This window comes from Desulfosporosinus sp. OT (assembly GCF_000224515.1).
GTDB lineage: Bacteria > Bacillota > Desulfitobacteriia > Desulfitobacteriales > Desulfitobacteriaceae > Desulfosporosinus.
The window spans coordinates 1-15,783 of the sequence record NZ_AGAF01000015.1 but is presented as its reverse complement, the minus strand read 5'-3'; the positions used below and the strand labels follow the sequence as shown (position 1 = coordinate 15,783).

The window sequence follows — 15,783 nt, the reverse complement described above, 5'->3', positions numbered from 1 at the left end:
AGTTTTCTTGTTTAAGCTGTGCAACAGCAGAGGATAAACGCTGAAGTTCAGAGTTTTCCTGTTCGAGACGTGCAACCGCAGAGATTAAATCTTTAAGATCGGCTTGTTCTTTTACTGGTTGGGACTGAAGGATCTCAGCTGGTGTGTTTTCAGGGGCTTCGAGCACGTTAATCTCTGAGAGAGTATTGGAAGCTTCAGCGGTAGAAGGAACTGGGCTTAATGAATTTGATTCATTCTCAGAGATTGAAACTAGTTGTATAGGATAGGGCGAAGGCGATGATAGTTCAGGATAGAAGGCTGGAACCGGTGGGGGGGTATGGGGGAGAGTTGGGCTAGCAAAGGATTGGGAAGGCGTGGTTAAAGTATTAGCTTGTTTTCTAGCAAAGCCCAATTCGTGGTAATAAGCGGGCGCGCACCGTTCAACCTGATCTTCCAACCAGTAGGATTGATGGAAATTCTTTTTACCTTTATGCACCCATTGCAACGGTTGATGGAAGGGAGTATGAGAAGAAATTAACTTCCATCCTTTACCATCATTTTGCATGAGGATTTCTTCATCGGTATGGGCAAGTAGCCAAAGAACACCGTTTTTCTCTAAAGCCCCAATGCTTTTCCATGGTGAGGGGAATGTTTTAATAGGTGCGGGTGACGGATGCCAGGTGCTCGCTAGCTCATGGGCATCTGCTTGTTGTGCCCAACGAACTTCAAACTGTCCATTTGGAATTTTTACGACCCAATAAAGATGATGAACGTTGTCTGACGTCATGAGTGCAGTCATATCCACGACTTCACCGGAGATTTTCAATGTCTCAGTTGGGGAACCCCATATGTGAAATGAACCGTTAAAGCGGTTTGTAAAGAGGAGAGAATGTCGTCCCTGGAAGGTTATTGTTAATAGATGAAGGTTTCCTTGATTATCCAAGTTTACGTGATAAAGGGGCTCCAGTTGATGAACAACTTCTCCCATATGCGCACTGTGCCAAGAGGCGCCGTTCCAAAAACGATGTTCGATACGCCAGAGATCTCGGATAGACTGATGTGAATAAGCGTAAAAAATATGTATGTTCTTACCTTGTGGGAATAGGAAAAATCGACGGTAAACGGTGGTGCGGACGTCTAGTTTGGCGATTAAGGTCGTTTGAGGCGTAGAAGCTCCAGAAATTAATGTGTAACAGAGTTCACCATTGGTTTTGAGGATGACCAGGTGAACGGTTTTGGAATCAGTCATAATCCCATGAGCCAAAAGCAGTGGTTCCTGTATCCGATAAAAGGGTTCCGGGCTGTTTTCTCCGAATAGAGCACATCCCTGTGAATCAGTGTGCAGGTACATGAATTCATTTTCATAGGTTAGGAGAAGGGGAGCAATAGTGGTTCGACTTAGGTAAGCCAATACGATCACTTCCTTTATTTTCATAGCATTAGCCGACGCCCATACCATTCGGCTTCATCCATCGCAGCGCTCTAACCTCGAACATTCTGTTCGAGTCTTGGCTACAGGGACACTTGGCCATCCATGGCCAGCGCTTCAGCCTTGGACGTTCTGTCTGAGTCAAGGTTGAGTAGAACCTTAGGTTTATTTAAACTTATGCTGCGTGAACCTTATACTTTCTGACTGGCAAAAGAAAGGGCCGTTGTGGACGACCCTTTCTTTCTAGAAGGGCAATAATTATGAAATAAGAAGGTGAAGCATTTGAATCATAAGAAGATAAAACATAAGATGAACGTTTACAGGCAACTATCCAGCTGTGGAGGGAAGAAATCGCTTGGAAATGGAGTGAGAGTGGTGTCAAAGAAATTAAGGCATGGATTCTGTGGTATTTCTGGAAATTCTTCGCAAAGAGGAGGTTCTGGGCAGAACCCAAAGGCTGGAACGAGGAGCTGAACAATGCCTGTTACCTTAGTTATCACGAAGCTGCCAATGGCAAGTTGTATCGAGGATACAGTGAATAATGGACTTGTTAATACTTCAGTTCTTGTTTCAATACGCAAGTTAAAGTCAAACTCTGGTCGGGTTGGTGGGAAGTATAACACAATATCCTTGTGAATATCTGGAAGATTTCCGGTTAGGGTAAACAACGTTCCGGTTGAATCTCGTAAGACTAACGTGTAAGGTATTTGAATCGTGAACTGGACTCTTGAGAAATTGGGGCGAGATGGAATGGGTGTAATGACAACACTGCCGGGAACAATTACACCTGTAGCAAAAGTCATGCTGACAAAGGTAAACGGTGGGACACCGGTTGGTAAACAGACGGTGAAGGCAGGGAAGCATTCCCTTTGTTGACAACTAGCATAAACTTTTTCAACAATGATACAGACTGATTCTGTTATTTCTTCGAGTTGGTAAGGATCGGTCAAATCGATAGGTTCGCCAGGCGATAGTGTGGAGCCGACTCTGCCGACTGTAACGCCTCGAGGTGGGAATGAGGTCGGGAGCGCCGCAGCAATGGTATTTGTGTTGGTATTAATGATACTAATCGAGCTGTCTCCTTCATTAGCAACCCACACTTGAGTGCCATCGCCCGTGACATCCAGACCAAGAGGGTTTATTCCGACAGGAACAGTTGTTACTACGTTAAGTCCAGTAGTCGAGATTACGCTAACGCTGTTCGACCCGAAGTTGCTCACATACATAAAGACTGGATTAACGGGGTTAGCGGCAATTTTTTGTGGATTTGAGCCGACAGGGATTGTTGCAAGAATAGCATTTGTGGAAGTGTTGATGACACTGACATTGTTGCTACCACTGTTGACAACAAAGAGCTTTGAATTATCTAAGCTGACGGCTAGGCCGTTGGGTGAAGTGCCCACAGCGATCGTAGCGATGACGGTATTGGTTACTGGATTGATGACAGATACCGTATTACTGCCACCATTGCTAACGTATATACGACTGCCATCACGAGAAATGGTAATATCAACAGGTCCTGTGCCGACGGTTATGGTGCTTACAACAGTATGAGTTGGAATGCTGAGGACTGAAACAGTTCCACTTCCAGAGTTTGTCACATAAGCTGTAGTACTAGTTGGGTCAATAGCAACTGCAGTAGGTGCGAGGCCAACAGGAATTGTTGCCAAGACTTGATTGGCGGCGGTGCAAATCACGGAGACAGTGTTGCTACCAAAATTAGGAACTAATACTTTTGTACCATCCGGTGTGCGTTTTGGGAATTGCGGGTTAGTGCCCACGGGAATGGTAGCGACTAGCACATCGCTGTAAACGTTATATATGGCGACTGCATTGTCGAGTGTTACCCAAGCATGGGTTTCAAATAGCATGTGTGTATTCCCCCCTTTTTTTGATTCAAGAAATGACTTAGTACGGAGCAGGACTTTCAACGTATTGTATTCGCTCGAAGAGCAGGGTGTTACACGCTAATTTCATTTCTATATAGAGATGATAATATCGGCTGGAGTGCCCGGCCAGATCGTTCACTCCAGTCATTAGCCTGAGCGTAAGCCATGCGTTCTGCTTTACTGAAATCTTCGCCTTCTAATAGATGACGTAGGCGTGAGGAAAACGTTTGGGGGTTACTTTCAAGATTGATTTTCGGAATTGTGAGCAGTTCAGGCAGCGGTGTCCCTAGAACCTGGATGCCCGTTGCATAATATTCATAGAGTTTGATGGGATTGCACCCTTTGGTCATTTCTGTCTGAAGAAAGGGGATAATTCCTACATTGAAATGATGAAAATAAGCTGGAAGTTCACAATAAGGTTTGAGGCCTAGATAAAAAACGTTTTTAGCTTTGAGTGGAAATTTATTGAGCTGAAAGAGGGCTCCGATAAAAACAAAGTTTAATTCTGGATTTTCTCGGATCGCGACCTTGAGCAACTCCCAGTCGACCCAGGGGGCTATTGCTCCACTGTATCCAATAATGGGTTTACCAGATGGTAGATCACTAGGGCGGTAACCTGGGGAGGGAGAAAAATGGACGTAATCAACCCCATTTGGCACTAGATGAACTTTTGGATGTCGTACGGAAAAATAATCATAAATACTTTGACTGCTACAAAAAATCAAATCTGCCCGTTCAAGGATTGTAGGATAATAGGGTGCCCAACTAGAAAATTCCTCTTTGGCTTCGTCTACAGCATCATAGATGACAAGGTCTGGGTTATAGTGATCCATAGAATTAATATGAGAGGGAACTGTTAGCCAAAGAATACGTGGTCGTGCATGAGGAATATTCATGGCCGAAACCCCCTGACATAGATGAAGGGTTGGGGATAAACTTATAACTTTTGCTTGAGAAAAGTTTCCCAGATCTTCATAAAGCACAGTCTTGCCGGAAGCGGAAAATTGACCTAACAGCTGTTGTGGGCGCTGAAACATCCAACTCCAAGGAATTGAAGGAGGATAGATAATTGTAGGCATTTGTAACCTCCTCGTGCGGCCGCTCTTTGCCTTACGGCATCTGGCCATCCATGGTCCAATGCTCTAATCTCGAACGTCTTGTTCGAGTCCTTGGCACCGTGGCACCTAGCCATTTCGACACCTTGCCATCCATGGCGGTGTTCTACCCTCAAACATCCTTGTTTGAGTCAAGGCAATTCTATAACCTCGAACGTTCTGTTCGAGTCAAGGACAAATCCTGTTGGTTAAAAAGTTGTTTCTAATATAGGATATGAAGATAATGTGTAATGGGGAATGTCTAAAGCATAAAAGTAGGCGGTCGATGATACGGCTGTCTACTTTTACTTAGGGAGGTCTAGTACCATTTGTTCAATTGAATCATAGTATAAATAGACAAGACATGTTGAGGTTGTGAGTAGGAGGATGGAAATGGAGGATAAGGAAGTCCAGACGCTCAAGGCAGGTATTGCTGAAATAAAGGATGCTGTTAAAGAAGTGTCGGCAGTGGTTAACGATATGCGAGTGTTGCTTGCCGGTAACTATGTCACCAAACGGGACTTCGAGGAGTATAAAAAAGGGACATCCATCAATCATCGTTGGTGGGCAGGTTTTGTCATAGCAGTGACGGGAGCATTCTTGGCCATAGTGAATTATTTTGGGAAGATTTACTGAAGTGCGCAGATCCAATTATTCTTTGTTATTGGAAGAATAGTTGAAGGTTGAAGTTGGTATAAAGTCAGGAGGTGATACTGCTGAATGTCTTATCGTTGACCAATGAATTTGACGAAGAAAGCTTTGGTGGTGCTGGAACAGCGGCCACTGGCATGTTATATATGTTTGATCGTTTGGGCATACAGCAAACGGTTATTGTACCGCGCAGTGATTGGAATGTTCCTGGTTGGGTTTTGCGTGGACAACAGATCAAAGTACTGGGTTTACCTCGTAATAGTCATTATTTCGGTCATTTAGGGATGATCAATGCCGATGTCGTACTTCAGGAATTTCCGGAACTCAATCAGAAATGGGATTTAATTCATAGTCACGCTATCAATTTTACCCCTTTGGCGTACACTCTTTCAGGGGGACTTACGCCAATTCTTTATTCGGTTTATTCCTTTTTGCGTAAAGAGCTAGGGGACCGACCTGAGCCTGAGTTGCAAGCGCAATTTAAGATTCAAGAAGAACTCTTGATGCGTTGTCAACGCATTCAGCTTATCAGTCAGAATGAGAGAAATTATCTCGCAGAGCGTTTTCCCCAATACCTTTTTAAAACAGAGGTTTTGCCTCTGGGTATTGCATTGCCAGTTGAACGTTGGCATCCTGCAAGTGCGAACGAATTTCTATATGTTGGCAGACTGATTGATTATAAAGGAATTGAGGATTTGATTTTGGCCATGTCTTTGATAAGGCAAAGCGGGCGTCAAATTCGTTTAAACATTGTTGGCAAAGCGCCCGATAGTTACTATGAAACGTACTTGAGGAAGCTTGTCCAGTCCAAGAAACTAGGAGCTTGGGTTAAGTTCCACGGTTGGATTCCGAGTTCTGAGGTAAGGCGATGGATGGAGCGTGCGGCTTGTCTTATTGTTCCGAGTCGGCGTGAAGCCTATGGATTGGTGGCCTTGGAGGGGATGGCAATCGGGATTCCTTTAATTGCATCGAGAGTAGGAGGGCTAGCAGAACTGGTTTCTCACGACTGTGCGCTAACCTTTGAAGCTGGCAACGTTGCTCAGTTGTCGCAGGTTCTAATGACCGCGTTCGACAATCCCTCTCATCTACGATCCCTTAGTAAGAGAGGACATGATCTGGCTTTGACATATGAGTGGGGACGGCTTGCTCCTAGATATTCGATGATCCTGAAGGAGTTAATTAACAATTAAGACAAGCTAGTCATATGATAGATTAGGTAAGACCATTAAATAGTGTCTTACTAAAACATTTTAGAAGGGATATGTGATAGAAGAACAGACCGTGGAAAACGAGAAGCAAGTGATCGAATGAGCATAAAAAAATAGTAACTCACTTTAATTAAGGAGGATAAACCAAATGGCTTTCTTAACAACTGGATTGATCGATAACACACCAGTCCTTGGTGTAAGGCCCTCCGCAACGTTTCAAATAAGAATCTCCAATGATGACCTTGTTATTCCTGGTACCGTTGAAATAACGGGGATACGGTTAATCGGGGATACAGTAAGAGACACGTATGTTTTGGAATTATTTGCCATTCCAGCAAATACGGCCGTAGTAAGAAATTATACTGCTGATTTTGACGCCTTTGAATTTCAATTTATCACTGCTGGTACCATAGAAATTTCAGCCTGGGGTAAAGATGCTGCAGGGAACTTGGTCGCTGCACAACGGGTACTAGCTGAGGAGCTTAACCCAATAGTATAATTTAGCCTCTAGAAAGAGGAGCCCTTTGGCAACCCAAAGGACTCCTCTTTCTAATACTAGCTTGGCGGTAGCCAAGTTTTCTTTTATCCAGGGCGAGATAAGGCTTCCACTTATCAACATGTAGAAATAGTAGCGAGAATTGGCTATCCGTACGCTTCGATGTACAACGTGTGTCAGATATACAAACACTGACATACGATATAGCAATTAATTAATGAAGGGGGAATGGAAGAGCGTGGAGTGGGAACAAAAACAGGTCTTGGTAACAGGAGCTGGTGGATTTATCGGTAGTCACTTGACAGAGGCTTTGGTCAAAGCGGGAGCCAAGGTTCGTGTTTTTATTCGTTATAATTCCAGAGATGGCCGAGGGAACCTGGAAGATTTAGAGCCAAAGATACTAGATCAGATTGAATTCATTGCTGGAGACCTGCGTGATGCAGATGTGATTGAGCGATCGGTTAAGGGGTGTGACGCTGTATTTCACCTAGGAGCGTTGGTTGGAATCCCTTATTCCTATAAGAATCCACGCGAGGTTGTGGAAACTAATATTTTGGGAACGTTCAATATTCTTACAGCTGCACGGGATCATGGAGTGAGTCGAGTCGTCCATACTTCAACCAGTGAGGTATACGGGTCGGCACGTTATGTCCCGATTGACGAGGCCCATCCTCTTCAGGGTCAGTCCCCCTATTCAGCCAGTAAAATCGGGGCAGACAAGTTAGCCGAAAGTTTCTATGCTTCCTTCGATCTACCGGTTGTCACGATTAGACCGTTCAATTGTTATGGACCTCGCCAATCCGCTCGAGCTGTCATTCCAACCCTTATCACTCAGGCCTTAGCCTGTAAAGAAATACGCCTTGGAAATACCGATACCCTACGTGACTTTACCTTTGTGACGGATACAGCAGAGGCATTTATGAAAGCGGCCCAGTCTCAGAAGGCGGACGGAAAGGTCATTAATGTAGGTTCTGGTCAGGAAATTTCCATTGGGCAATTAGCCCAGGTTATTATAAATACTTTAAAGAGCACAGCAGAAATTGTCGTGGACGAGGCGCGGGTTCGCCCGAGTAAGAGCGAGGTAACCCGTCTTTTAGCAGATAATCGATTAGCCAAAGAAACATTAGGGTGGGAACCTCGTGTTTCACTGGAGGAAGGGATCAAAAGAACGGTAGCCTGGATTGCTGCCCATATGAATCGTTTTCAGATAGGGAAGTACCAAATTTGAAAAGATGAAGAAGGGGAAAACAATGCAAACTATTATTTTAGCGGGTGGTCGTGGTACACGATTAGATCCCTTTTCTCGTATTTTACCCAAACCACTTTTTCCCATTGGGGATAAACCGATAGCAGAAATTCTTGTGCATCAACTTCAGCAGGCTGGGGTTAACGAAATTATTATGTGTTTGGGTTATCTTGCGGATTTCATAAAAATGTACTTTCAGGATGGAAGCTGTTTTGGATTGAAGATTCGTTATTCTGTGGAAACGGATCCCTTAGGAACAGCGGGTCCGTTAAGAATGGTTAATAATTTAGAGGAGAACTTTCTGGTTGTCAATGGGGATGAATTGACAACCCTAGACTTCAAAGCTTTGTATGCGCACCACGTGGCGATGAAAGCTGATATGACAGTAGCTGTACAGAAGAAGTCTGTCAGTTCATCGTTCGGAGTCTTAGAGATTAAGGATGGTCAAATAGCCGCCTATTCGGAAAAACCAACTACTAGCTATTGGGCAAGTATGGGGATTTATGTCATCAATAAGAAAGTTCTTTCGTTAATTCCGGAAAACAAACGCTTTGATATGCCTGACCTGGTTCAGCGTCTTCTTTTGGAACATGCTCGGGTGGTAAGTTATGAAAGCGAGGACCTTTGGTTTGACATTGGGACGATGGCTGATCTTGAAAAGGCAAAACAGGAGTTTCAAGGTGGTACATTCTCATAGAAATGAGGATTATTCACTCATAAAGTGGTGAATAATCCTTGTCTCAAGACATTAATAGGTCAATCATAATTAGAAGTTGATGGTCCATGAAAAATATGCCGTTTTGGCCAAAGAGAATTAGTTTTCTCAATCTCTGTTAAATGTCCCTTTCCATGATCAAAGATTAATGATTTTATGAGGAAAATTTGGAATTCTGTGAGCCTCAATCAATTCCATTTTCTTAGTTTGTTATGAAGTGTTGTGGCGACAACATATATTTCATCTTGTGTTGGAGGCAACCAATTATTAAAGATCAACCAAATAATCGAACCTTAATACCTAAAGTTGATGCAATTTTTTTATGAGCTGGGAATTTACAATAATGAACACATGAATAGTGCTGATCATACAATGGATTAGATGGACAACTAATAGCTGTTCTATCAAAAAATAAGGGGGAGAAAAGTAATGGACGATCAGATGCACCAAGGGCACGAACCAGAGGATGAGTTGCTTGTAGAAATAAAAGGATGTGTTAAACAATGTAAACCAAAATGGGTTTTTTGTCACTGCCCGCAGGGAGGTCAAGGACTCATTGAAGACAGCATATTTGTTGTAAGGCGGCATAAAATTTTCTGGGTTGTTCAGCTTTGTAAAACTGGTGCGATAGCCTTTAAGGAAGTCTCACCACAATTTATGGATATTTTTTCAGAGATAATAGTAGGATCCCCAAGGATTTTTGTTGAGTTTGATCGGTGCCATAGAATAACAGAATGGATTACCCTCCAAGATAAAGAATGCTGCCCAGATAAAGTCCCCCATAACAAACCACCAGTTAATTTTTACCAGGCTGACTTTTAGCAAAAAGGCTGTAACAAAACTCGTTTTCGAGTTTGTTACAGCCTTTTTATCTTTGACGAAAATTACAATCGCTATGAAACCGTAGAATTATATAAGGTTTCATGAACCCCTTAAGTAGGGAGAGTGAAACTGCAGAAGTCTTGCCTATCGGCGATTATTGCCCTCAGAAAGCTGAGCGCAAGCGCTTTTCTTTGTTGAAGGATTGTCTATCTTTATGTTCTGATGTACAGCGTGTGTCAGATATACAAACATTGACATACGATATAGCAATTAGTCAAAGAAGAAACCGCGTATTTCACTGGAAGAAGGGAAAACAATGCAAACTATTATTTTAGCAGATGGTCGAATTGGGAGAGAGGTATGAGTAAGGTATTGATCTTAGGAGGGTCAGGGATGTTAGGACATACCATGTTCCGCTATTTATCAGAGGATTCAAGTCTCGATGTCTTTACTACTGTTCGCTCCTCGAAGAAATTATCAGGTTGGTTATCAACGGATCAATTCAAGAAGGTGTGTCGAGACGTAGATATCCATCAAACAGATAGCCTTGTAAAGGTCTTTGCCGAGGTAAAGCCAGATCTTGTCGTGAATTGTATCGGAATCATCAAGCAATTACCGGAGGCTCAGGACCCTCTAGTGACAATAACCGCAAACGCACTTTTACCGCACCGGATTGCCTTGCTGTGCGGTGCAGCAGGTGCTCGGATGATTCATATAAGCAGTGATTGTGTCTTTGATGGAGGGCAAGGTGGCTATACGGAAAGAGATTTACCCAATGCCATTGATCTTTATGGAAGGACAAAATTCCTTGGTGAAGTAGCCTACCCACATTGTGTCACCTTACGTACTTCGATTATTGGGCATGAATTAAATGGAAACTATGGTTTAGTTGGATGGTTCCTTAGCCAAGAAGAAAAAGTGTGTGGCTTTAGAAACGTTATTTATACAGGCTTCTCAACCGTTGAATTATCCCGGATCATTCATGATTATGTGATCCCGAACCCGGAAATGACGGGACTTTATCACGTATCGTCTAATCCAATTTCTAAATACGAATTGCTTAAACTTATCAATGTTCAATACGGTAAAAAGATTGAGATCGAGCCTGAATATAGCTTTAAACTTGATCGCTCGTTGGACTCATCAATATTTCGTTCCTTGACAGGCTATAATCCACCAACCTGGACGGAAATGGTTCGTGGAATGTATAACGATTATCTGAAAGGTCCGTATCAAAACGGTTAAACTGAGGAGGATAAAAATGAATATTTTTGATAATAAAGTAATTGTTATTACCGGCGGTACAGGTTCACTTGGTAAGGTATTAACTCGTCGAATCTTACAGAAAGAACTCGGTTCTCCTGAGAAAATCATTATTTTTTCGCGGGATGAGGCAAAACAGCATGCTATGAGAGTTGAATACCAGAACAAACAAAATGTTACTGATGAAGTGATCTATGACAATTTTGCTCGCTTAATCGAGTTTAGAATCGGAGATATCCGTGATTATCACTCTGTTTGTTCTGTGTTACGGGAAGCGGATATTGTTATCAATGCTGCTGCTCTCAAACAAGTTCCTTCTTGCGAGTACTTCCCATTTGAAGCGGTACGGACTAATGTAATTGGTCCGGAAAATATAATTCGAGCTATTAGTGAAAATAATCTTAAAGTAGAAACAGTGGTTGGGGTCTCCACGGATAAAGCCTGCAAACCAGTGAATGCCATGGGAATCTCTAAGGCTATGCAGGAGCGGATCTTTATCACTGCAAATGTGATGCTTCCCAAGACTAGGTTTATTTGTGTACGCTATGGTAATGTGCTGGCGTCGCGCGGTTCTGTTATTCCGTTGTTTCATGAACAAATCAAACAGGGTGGACCGTTAACGATTACGACCAAAGAAATGACGAGATTCTTATTACCTTTAGAAAGTGCTGTCGATACAATTTTTGCTGTCCTTCAAGGTGCTAAGCCTGGCGAAATATATATTCCTAAGATTCCTGCTGCGCGTATAGTAGATGTTGCTAAGGCCTTAATTGAAAAAAGGCAAATTAAAATAAAGTATACAGGAATTCGTCCAGGGGAAAAGGTTCATGAAGTATTAATTTCTGAAGAAGAAGCTTGGCGAGCGTATGATCGAGGTGACTATTATGCGGTTAAGCCTATGCTTCCTGAACTATTCGTGGCAGAGCCCGGTTTACAAGCACTGTCGTTAGAGTACAGTTCCGGTGATTTCCTGATGACCTTCGAAGAAACAGAGGCATTGTTAAGCAAGCATCATCTTTTAGTAGGTCAAGAGCATAGTGTTAAAGGTGAATTTTTACGTTAATAAGATTATTGCAAGAAATTCTTGATTGCTAGGACCTATGTTAACGAAAGGATAGATGGGCATGAATCATAAAGTTTCAATTATTATAACCACATACCAAAGAGTTCATTTGTTAAGGTGGGGATTATACTCCTTATCTTTGCAGACGATGCCATTTGATATTGAGACAATAGTTGTTAATGATGGAATCCAGGATGAAACTGAAAATCTATGTACTGAGTTTAAAGAAAAACTCAATATAAAATATATATTTGCTGGACAAAGAAATTTGAAAGGAGAGCAAGTTTGGCGGGTGCCTAGTTTTGCTATTAATATCGGAGTAAAACAATCAACTGGAGATATTTTAGTCATATGTTGTGCCGAAATGTTTCATGTTAACGAAACTATCGATAGGCTTATTAAGCCTATTTTAGACAACCCAAAATTACTAGGCATCCCGATAGGCAAAGATGATCGTGATGGTGCTCTTCTGGAGTGTCTAAATAAGAATAACGGAATTCTTGATTCCAATTTATTTGATAAAGCTGTTAATTTAAATACCCGCATGCCGTTTCTGATGGCCTTACATCGTAGTCAATTTATGGAGATCGGGGGCTATGATGAAGATTTTATAGGAATTGCTTATGATGACCGGGATTTTATCGATCGATTGTTAGGAAACAGTTGCAGGTACTGTCTTACAGATGCGAAAACAGCACACTTATATCATACCAGAGTAGCAGGCTATTATGAGAGGGGAGGTCCCCCCGAATGGGACTATAACAAAAATTTGTATTTTTCCAGAATCGGTAAAATAGTTAGGAATGAAGGTCGGGAGTGGGGTGTTTTAAAGTGACGGCTATAAACGAACACCCTTTATTTCTCGACAATTGAACATTTAGACAATGCTAACCATATACTGGATTAGATGGACAACTAGTTGCTGGTCCATCAAAAAAAATAGGGGGAAAAGTGATGGATGATCCAAAACAACTAGGATACGGATACGAACCAGAGGATAAGTTGCTTATCGAAATACAAGGTTGTGTTAAACAATGTAAACCAAAGTGGGTATTTTGTCCCTGTCCGCAGGGCGGTAAAGGACTTATTGAAGACAGCATATTTATTGTAAGGCGGCATAAAATATTCTGGGTTGTTCAGCTTTGTAAATCAGATGTAATAGCCTATAAGGAAGTCTCACCACAGTTTATGGATATTTTTTCCGAAGTAATAGTGGGATCACCGAGAATATTTGTTGAGTTTGATCGGTGCCATAGAATAACAGAGTGGATTACCATCCAAGATAAAGAATGCTGTCCAGATAAACCTCCTCACTGTAAACCGCCTGTTAATTATTACCAAGCTGATTTCTAAGATTAACAAAGGGCTGTAACAAACTTATTTTCAAGTTTGTTACAGCCTCTTTTGATTAAGTCAATGGTAACAAAAGTTGGACATGAGCAATACAATGAGTAAAACCATAATTTAGGAGGTGTGGGTATATATGCCTTATCTAACAACGGGTTTATTGGATAACAGAATGGTTGCGGGAGATAGACCGAGTTCAACGCTATTAGTGGAGATCTCTAATGAGGATATATCGACTGTAGCAATCCAAATTGAGGGATTTTTACAGAATGGAACCATGAAAGTAAAGTATATAGATGAGTTTTTCACTCTCACCGCAGGCACAGTATCCCGGAAAAACTATTACACTCCATTTGATGCCTTCGAGTATCAATTTTTTATTAGTTCGCAGGCCGTCAATGTTTTAGTTTGGGGAAAGGATCAGACAGGAAAATGTACTTCAGTATATCAAGTTAAAACTGTTGAGGTTAATCAAGCTTGATACGAATTTTCAGAGGTTTGAAAAGTGTTGGAGGTAGAACAGTGTATTAACTTGTATTAATAGGTGATCAGTCGTGATCGGCGCTCAGAATGTATGGCATGCAATAAAGCTCTTATACGGTTCTGAAAAATAGGTCCTTTACTAGAAACTATTTTGATAGTCTGATCGTTAATTGTTGATTAGTCTATAGGGTAGGATCATATGTTTCTTAGTTTCAGATTTAAAAGAAAATAGTGGAAGGTAACACAATGTGTACAAGATACGTACTATAAAGTAAGGCATACTAGGAGGTGAAGTGATATGCCCTTATTAACGACAGGTTTGTTTGAAAACACTGCAGTTTCGGGCGTAAGACCAAGCTCAACGCTTTCAGTCCTGATCTCAAATGATGATGTAATTAGCGTAAGCGTTCAAATTGAGGGATTTTTCCAGAGTGGAACTACAAAAATACTATATGTGCAGGAGCTTTTTATTCTCGCTGCAGGGGCGGTGGCTCAGAGAAATTATTTTGCTCAATTTGATGCTTTCGAGTTTCAATTTAATGTTAGTTCGCAGGCAGTCGAAGTTTCTGCCTGGGGAAAAGATGCAGCAGGGAATCTTACTACAGCCCATCGAGCTGTAGCCGAAGAAGTTGATCTAGTTTAACAGGCTATTATGTGACTGGGGCTACAAAAACACTGTATGTTTTGGAGTTGTTTATTATGACTCCAGGGGAAGTGGCAACAAGAGTATATTACGCACAGTTTGACGAGTTTGAATTTCAGTTCATCACCAGCTCCGATGCTGTAGAAATCTCCGCTTGGGGAAAAGATGCAGCTGGGGATTTGGTTGCAGCTCATCGCCTGGTACCCGCCGAACTTGATCCAATAGGGCCCAGTGGAATTACAGGAGCAACAGGAGCAACAGGAGCAACAGGAGCAACAGGAGCTACGGGAGCTACGGGAGCAGGTCTAGCTGCCTTTGGTTATGTATATGAACTTGCAACCTTAGCTGATGCAATAGTAGCAGGTGGCGCAGATGTACCATTCAGTAATAATGGCCCACTTTCTAATATTACCCATACTGCAGGTACTACCACAGTAACCGTTACTACTACCGGAGTCTATCAAATTGACTATAATGTGAGCATAACAGTGGGACTTGGTTCAGCGATTGCTATTGCAGTGAACGGCACACCAGATGCATCAACGAACATTACGGCACTAGTTGCAGTTGGAGAGGTTTCTGGGCAGGCAATATTATCACTGACAGCCGGAGATGTCGTAACGCTTAGAAATAACTCAGCTGTTCCATTTACTATGGATTTAGCACCAAGCGTAGGGGCCCAAATGACTTTAGCAAGGTATAATTAATAAATATAAAGGGGGCAATTCAGGAAACTGAACTGTACCCTGCTAACTTGATAAAAAGTAGGGCCTATCTAAGAATAACAAAGGCTTTGCAGACTGACACTGGCTTTCGTATGGTGTCAGTTTTGTTTTCAAGTGAATTTGGTAGTAATATTGTCGTCGATCTTCTACGCATTATAGTATGGAGTGGTTTGTAAATGTTAGAAAACTATGGTGGCTATGGAGTAAGACTCCACAAGCGACCGTTTATTTAACATTCTTTGATATCTAGGTTATCAGACCGATCTGTTCAAAATAAGTTCACATCTTCTCAATCGAGCATCCATGAATAAAGATTGAACTTTTTTTCATTAATTTTATTTCACCGTAGGCATGTCATACATAGTCAACAAAAGTGTTTGCTGGCTTGGAAGATTTTTGATACGTGAAGTGGAGCTTTATGGTATGGGTCAGTTTACAGTTTACATACTAAATGAACTTTACTATTTAACTTTTTTGCGTTTAAGCGGAGCCTTTAGAATGAAATGGTCGGCAATTTGAATAAATGGTAACGAAAATCGAGCTCGTTCAATAACATAAAGGAAGAGCATAAATCAGGAATATGCAATGTCGATTATTGGCATATAGTTTAAAAATTGTAAAATATTCGACACATTTTTAAAACAATTTATTGTTAATTAATTATGTAAGGAGACGAAAGGATGGCAACAGGAGTAACAGGAGCGACAGGAGCGACAGGAGACAACGAGGA

At 41.8% G+C, this 15,783-nt stretch carries 15 protein-coding genes and 1 pseudogene; 13 read left to right on the top strand and 3 right to left on the bottom strand.

All coding sequences use genetic code 11. The features are described 5' to 3' along the window. The 3 genes from DOT_RS01365 to DOT_RS01355 form a co-directional block, all read right to left on the bottom strand. A partial coding sequence (locus tag DOT_RS01365; RefSeq protein WP_083823887.1) for a hypothetical protein occupies positions 1 to 1,438 on the bottom strand: 1,438 nt, incomplete at its 3' end. Between the two features lie 287 nt (positions 1,439 to 1,725). After that, positions 1,726 to 3,279, bottom strand: a complete 1,554-nt coding sequence (locus tag DOT_RS01360) for a YncE family protein (RefSeq protein WP_009613074.1) — start codon at positions 3,277 to 3,279, stop codon at positions 1,726 to 1,728. A gap of 89 nt (positions 3,280 to 3,368) precedes the next feature. Then, positions 3,369 to 4,376, bottom strand: coding sequence for a glycosyltransferase family 1 protein (locus DOT_RS01355; RefSeq protein ID WP_009613073.1), 1,008 nt, complete (start codon positions 4,374 to 4,376; stop codon positions 3,369 to 3,371). Positions 4,377 to 4,784: 408 nt separating this feature from the next. Between DOT_RS01355 and DOT_RS01350 the strand changes: the two genes are divergently transcribed. From DOT_RS01350 to DOT_RS01290, 13 genes and pseudogenes are all read left to right on the top strand, one after another. After that, a complete protein-coding gene (locus DOT_RS01350) occupies positions 4,785 to 5,027 on the top strand; it encodes a hypothetical protein (RefSeq protein WP_009613071.1) in 243 nt (80 codons plus the stop codon). A gap of 95 nt (positions 5,028 to 5,122) precedes the next feature. After that, positions 5,123 to 6,232 (top strand): glycosyltransferase family 4 protein, encoded by a 1,110-nt coding sequence (locus DOT_RS01345; RefSeq protein ID WP_242833743.1) that lies wholly within the window; start codon positions 5,123 to 5,125, stop codon positions 6,230 to 6,232. Between the two features lie 166 nt (positions 6,233 to 6,398). Next, on the top strand, positions 6,399 to 6,749 hold the full coding sequence (locus DOT_RS01340) for a hypothetical protein (RefSeq protein WP_009613064.1): 351 nt from the start codon (positions 6,399 to 6,401) through the stop codon (positions 6,747 to 6,749). A 235-nt stretch (positions 6,750 to 6,984) separates the two neighbouring features. Next, positions 6,985 to 7,974 carry an SDR family NAD(P)-dependent oxidoreductase gene (locus DOT_RS01335; RefSeq protein ID WP_242833742.1) on the top strand — a complete coding sequence of 330 codons (990 nt, stop codon included), beginning with the start codon at positions 6,985 to 6,987 and terminating at the stop codon, positions 7,972 to 7,974. A 22-nt stretch (positions 7,975 to 7,996) separates the two neighbouring features. Continuing rightward, positions 7,997 to 8,689 (top strand): sugar phosphate nucleotidyltransferase, encoded by a 693-nt coding sequence (locus DOT_RS01330; protein WP_009613058.1) that lies wholly within the window; start codon positions 7,997 to 7,999, stop codon positions 8,687 to 8,689. Between the two features lie 447 nt (positions 8,690 to 9,136). Next, the gene (locus DOT_RS01325; RefSeq protein WP_009613049.1) at positions 9,137 to 9,529 is read left to right on the top strand and encodes a hypothetical protein; all 393 of its coding nucleotides are present in this window, start codon (positions 9,137 to 9,139) and stop codon (positions 9,527 to 9,529) included. 360 nt (positions 9,530 to 9,889) lie between these two features. Continuing rightward, positions 9,890 to 10,774 (top strand): SDR family oxidoreductase, encoded by an 885-nt coding sequence (locus DOT_RS01320; protein WP_009613047.1) that lies wholly within the window; start codon positions 9,890 to 9,892, stop codon positions 10,772 to 10,774. A 16-nt stretch (positions 10,775 to 10,790) separates the two neighbouring features. Continuing rightward, positions 10,791 to 11,855, top strand: coding sequence for a polysaccharide biosynthesis protein (locus DOT_RS01315; RefSeq protein WP_009613045.1), 1,065 nt, complete (start codon positions 10,791 to 10,793; stop codon positions 11,853 to 11,855). 55 nt (positions 11,856 to 11,910) lie between these two features. After that, positions 11,911 to 12,690, top strand: a complete 780-nt coding sequence (locus tag DOT_RS01310) for a glycosyltransferase family A protein (RefSeq protein WP_348982132.1) — start codon at positions 11,911 to 11,913, stop codon at positions 12,688 to 12,690. Between the two features lie 119 nt (positions 12,691 to 12,809). Beyond that, complete coding sequence (locus DOT_RS01305) at positions 12,810 to 13,208, top strand: hypothetical protein (protein ID WP_009613041.1); 399 nt, start codon at positions 12,810 to 12,812, stop codon at positions 13,206 to 13,208. Between the two features lie 130 nt (positions 13,209 to 13,338). Then, complete coding sequence (locus tag DOT_RS01300; RefSeq protein ID WP_009613039.1) at positions 13,339 to 13,683, top strand: hypothetical protein; 345 nt, start codon at positions 13,339 to 13,341, stop codon at positions 13,681 to 13,683. 300 nt (positions 13,684 to 13,983) lie between these two features. Then, the gene (locus tag DOT_RS01295) at positions 13,984 to 14,328 is read left to right on the top strand and encodes a hypothetical protein (protein WP_009613037.1); all 345 of its coding nucleotides are present in this window, start codon (positions 13,984 to 13,986) and stop codon (positions 14,326 to 14,328) included. Beyond that, positions 14,325 to 15,035, top strand: a pseudogene (locus DOT_RS01290) (hypothetical protein); the annotation flags it as partial. The gene DOT_RS01295 and the pseudogene DOT_RS01290, both read left to right, overlap by 4 nt. Positions 15,036 to 15,783 lie beyond the last annotated feature (748 nt).

Excerpts from the sequence above, each read along its gene's own strand:
- DOT_RS01340 (WP_009613064.1), top strand. The coding sequence starts at position 6,399 with ATGGCTTTCTTAACAACTGGATTGATCGATAACACACCAGTCCTTGGT.
- DOT_RS01330 (WP_009613058.1), top strand. The coding sequence starts at position 7,997 with ATGCAAACTATTATTTTAGCGGGTGGTCGTGGTACACGATTAGATCCC.
- DOT_RS01320 (WP_009613047.1), top strand. The coding sequence starts at position 9,890 with ATGAGTAAGGTATTGATCTTAGGAGGGTCAGGGATGTTAGGACATACC.
- DOT_RS01305 (WP_009613041.1), top strand. The coding sequence starts at position 12,810 with ATGGATGATCCAAAACAACTAGGATACGGATACGAACCAGAGGATAAG.
- DOT_RS01295 (WP_009613037.1), top strand. The coding sequence starts at position 13,984 with ATGCCCTTATTAACGACAGGTTTGTTTGAAAACACTGCAGTTTCGGGC.
- DOT_RS01350 (WP_009613071.1), top strand. The coding sequence starts at position 4,785 with ATGGAGGATAAGGAAGTCCAGACGCTCAAGGCAGGTATTGCTGAAATA.
- DOT_RS01310 (WP_348982132.1), top strand. The coding sequence starts at position 11,911 with ATGGGCATGAATCATAAAGTTTCAATTATTATAACCACATACCAAAGA.
- DOT_RS01315 (WP_009613045.1), top strand. The coding sequence starts at position 10,791 with ATGAATATTTTTGATAATAAAGTAATTGTTATTACCGGCGGTACAGGT.
- DOT_RS01360 (WP_009613074.1), bottom strand. The coding sequence starts at position 3,279 with ATGCTATTTGAAACCCATGCTTGGGTAACACTCGACAATGCAGTCGCC.
- DOT_RS01300 (WP_009613039.1), top strand. The coding sequence starts at position 13,339 with ATGCCTTATCTAACAACGGGTTTATTGGATAACAGAATGGTTGCGGGA.
- DOT_RS01325 (WP_009613049.1), top strand. The coding sequence starts at position 9,137 with ATGGACGATCAGATGCACCAAGGGCACGAACCAGAGGATGAGTTGCTT.
- DOT_RS01355 (WP_009613073.1), bottom strand. The coding sequence starts at position 4,376 with ATGCCTACAATTATCTATCCTCCTTCAATTCCTTGGAGTTGGATGTTT.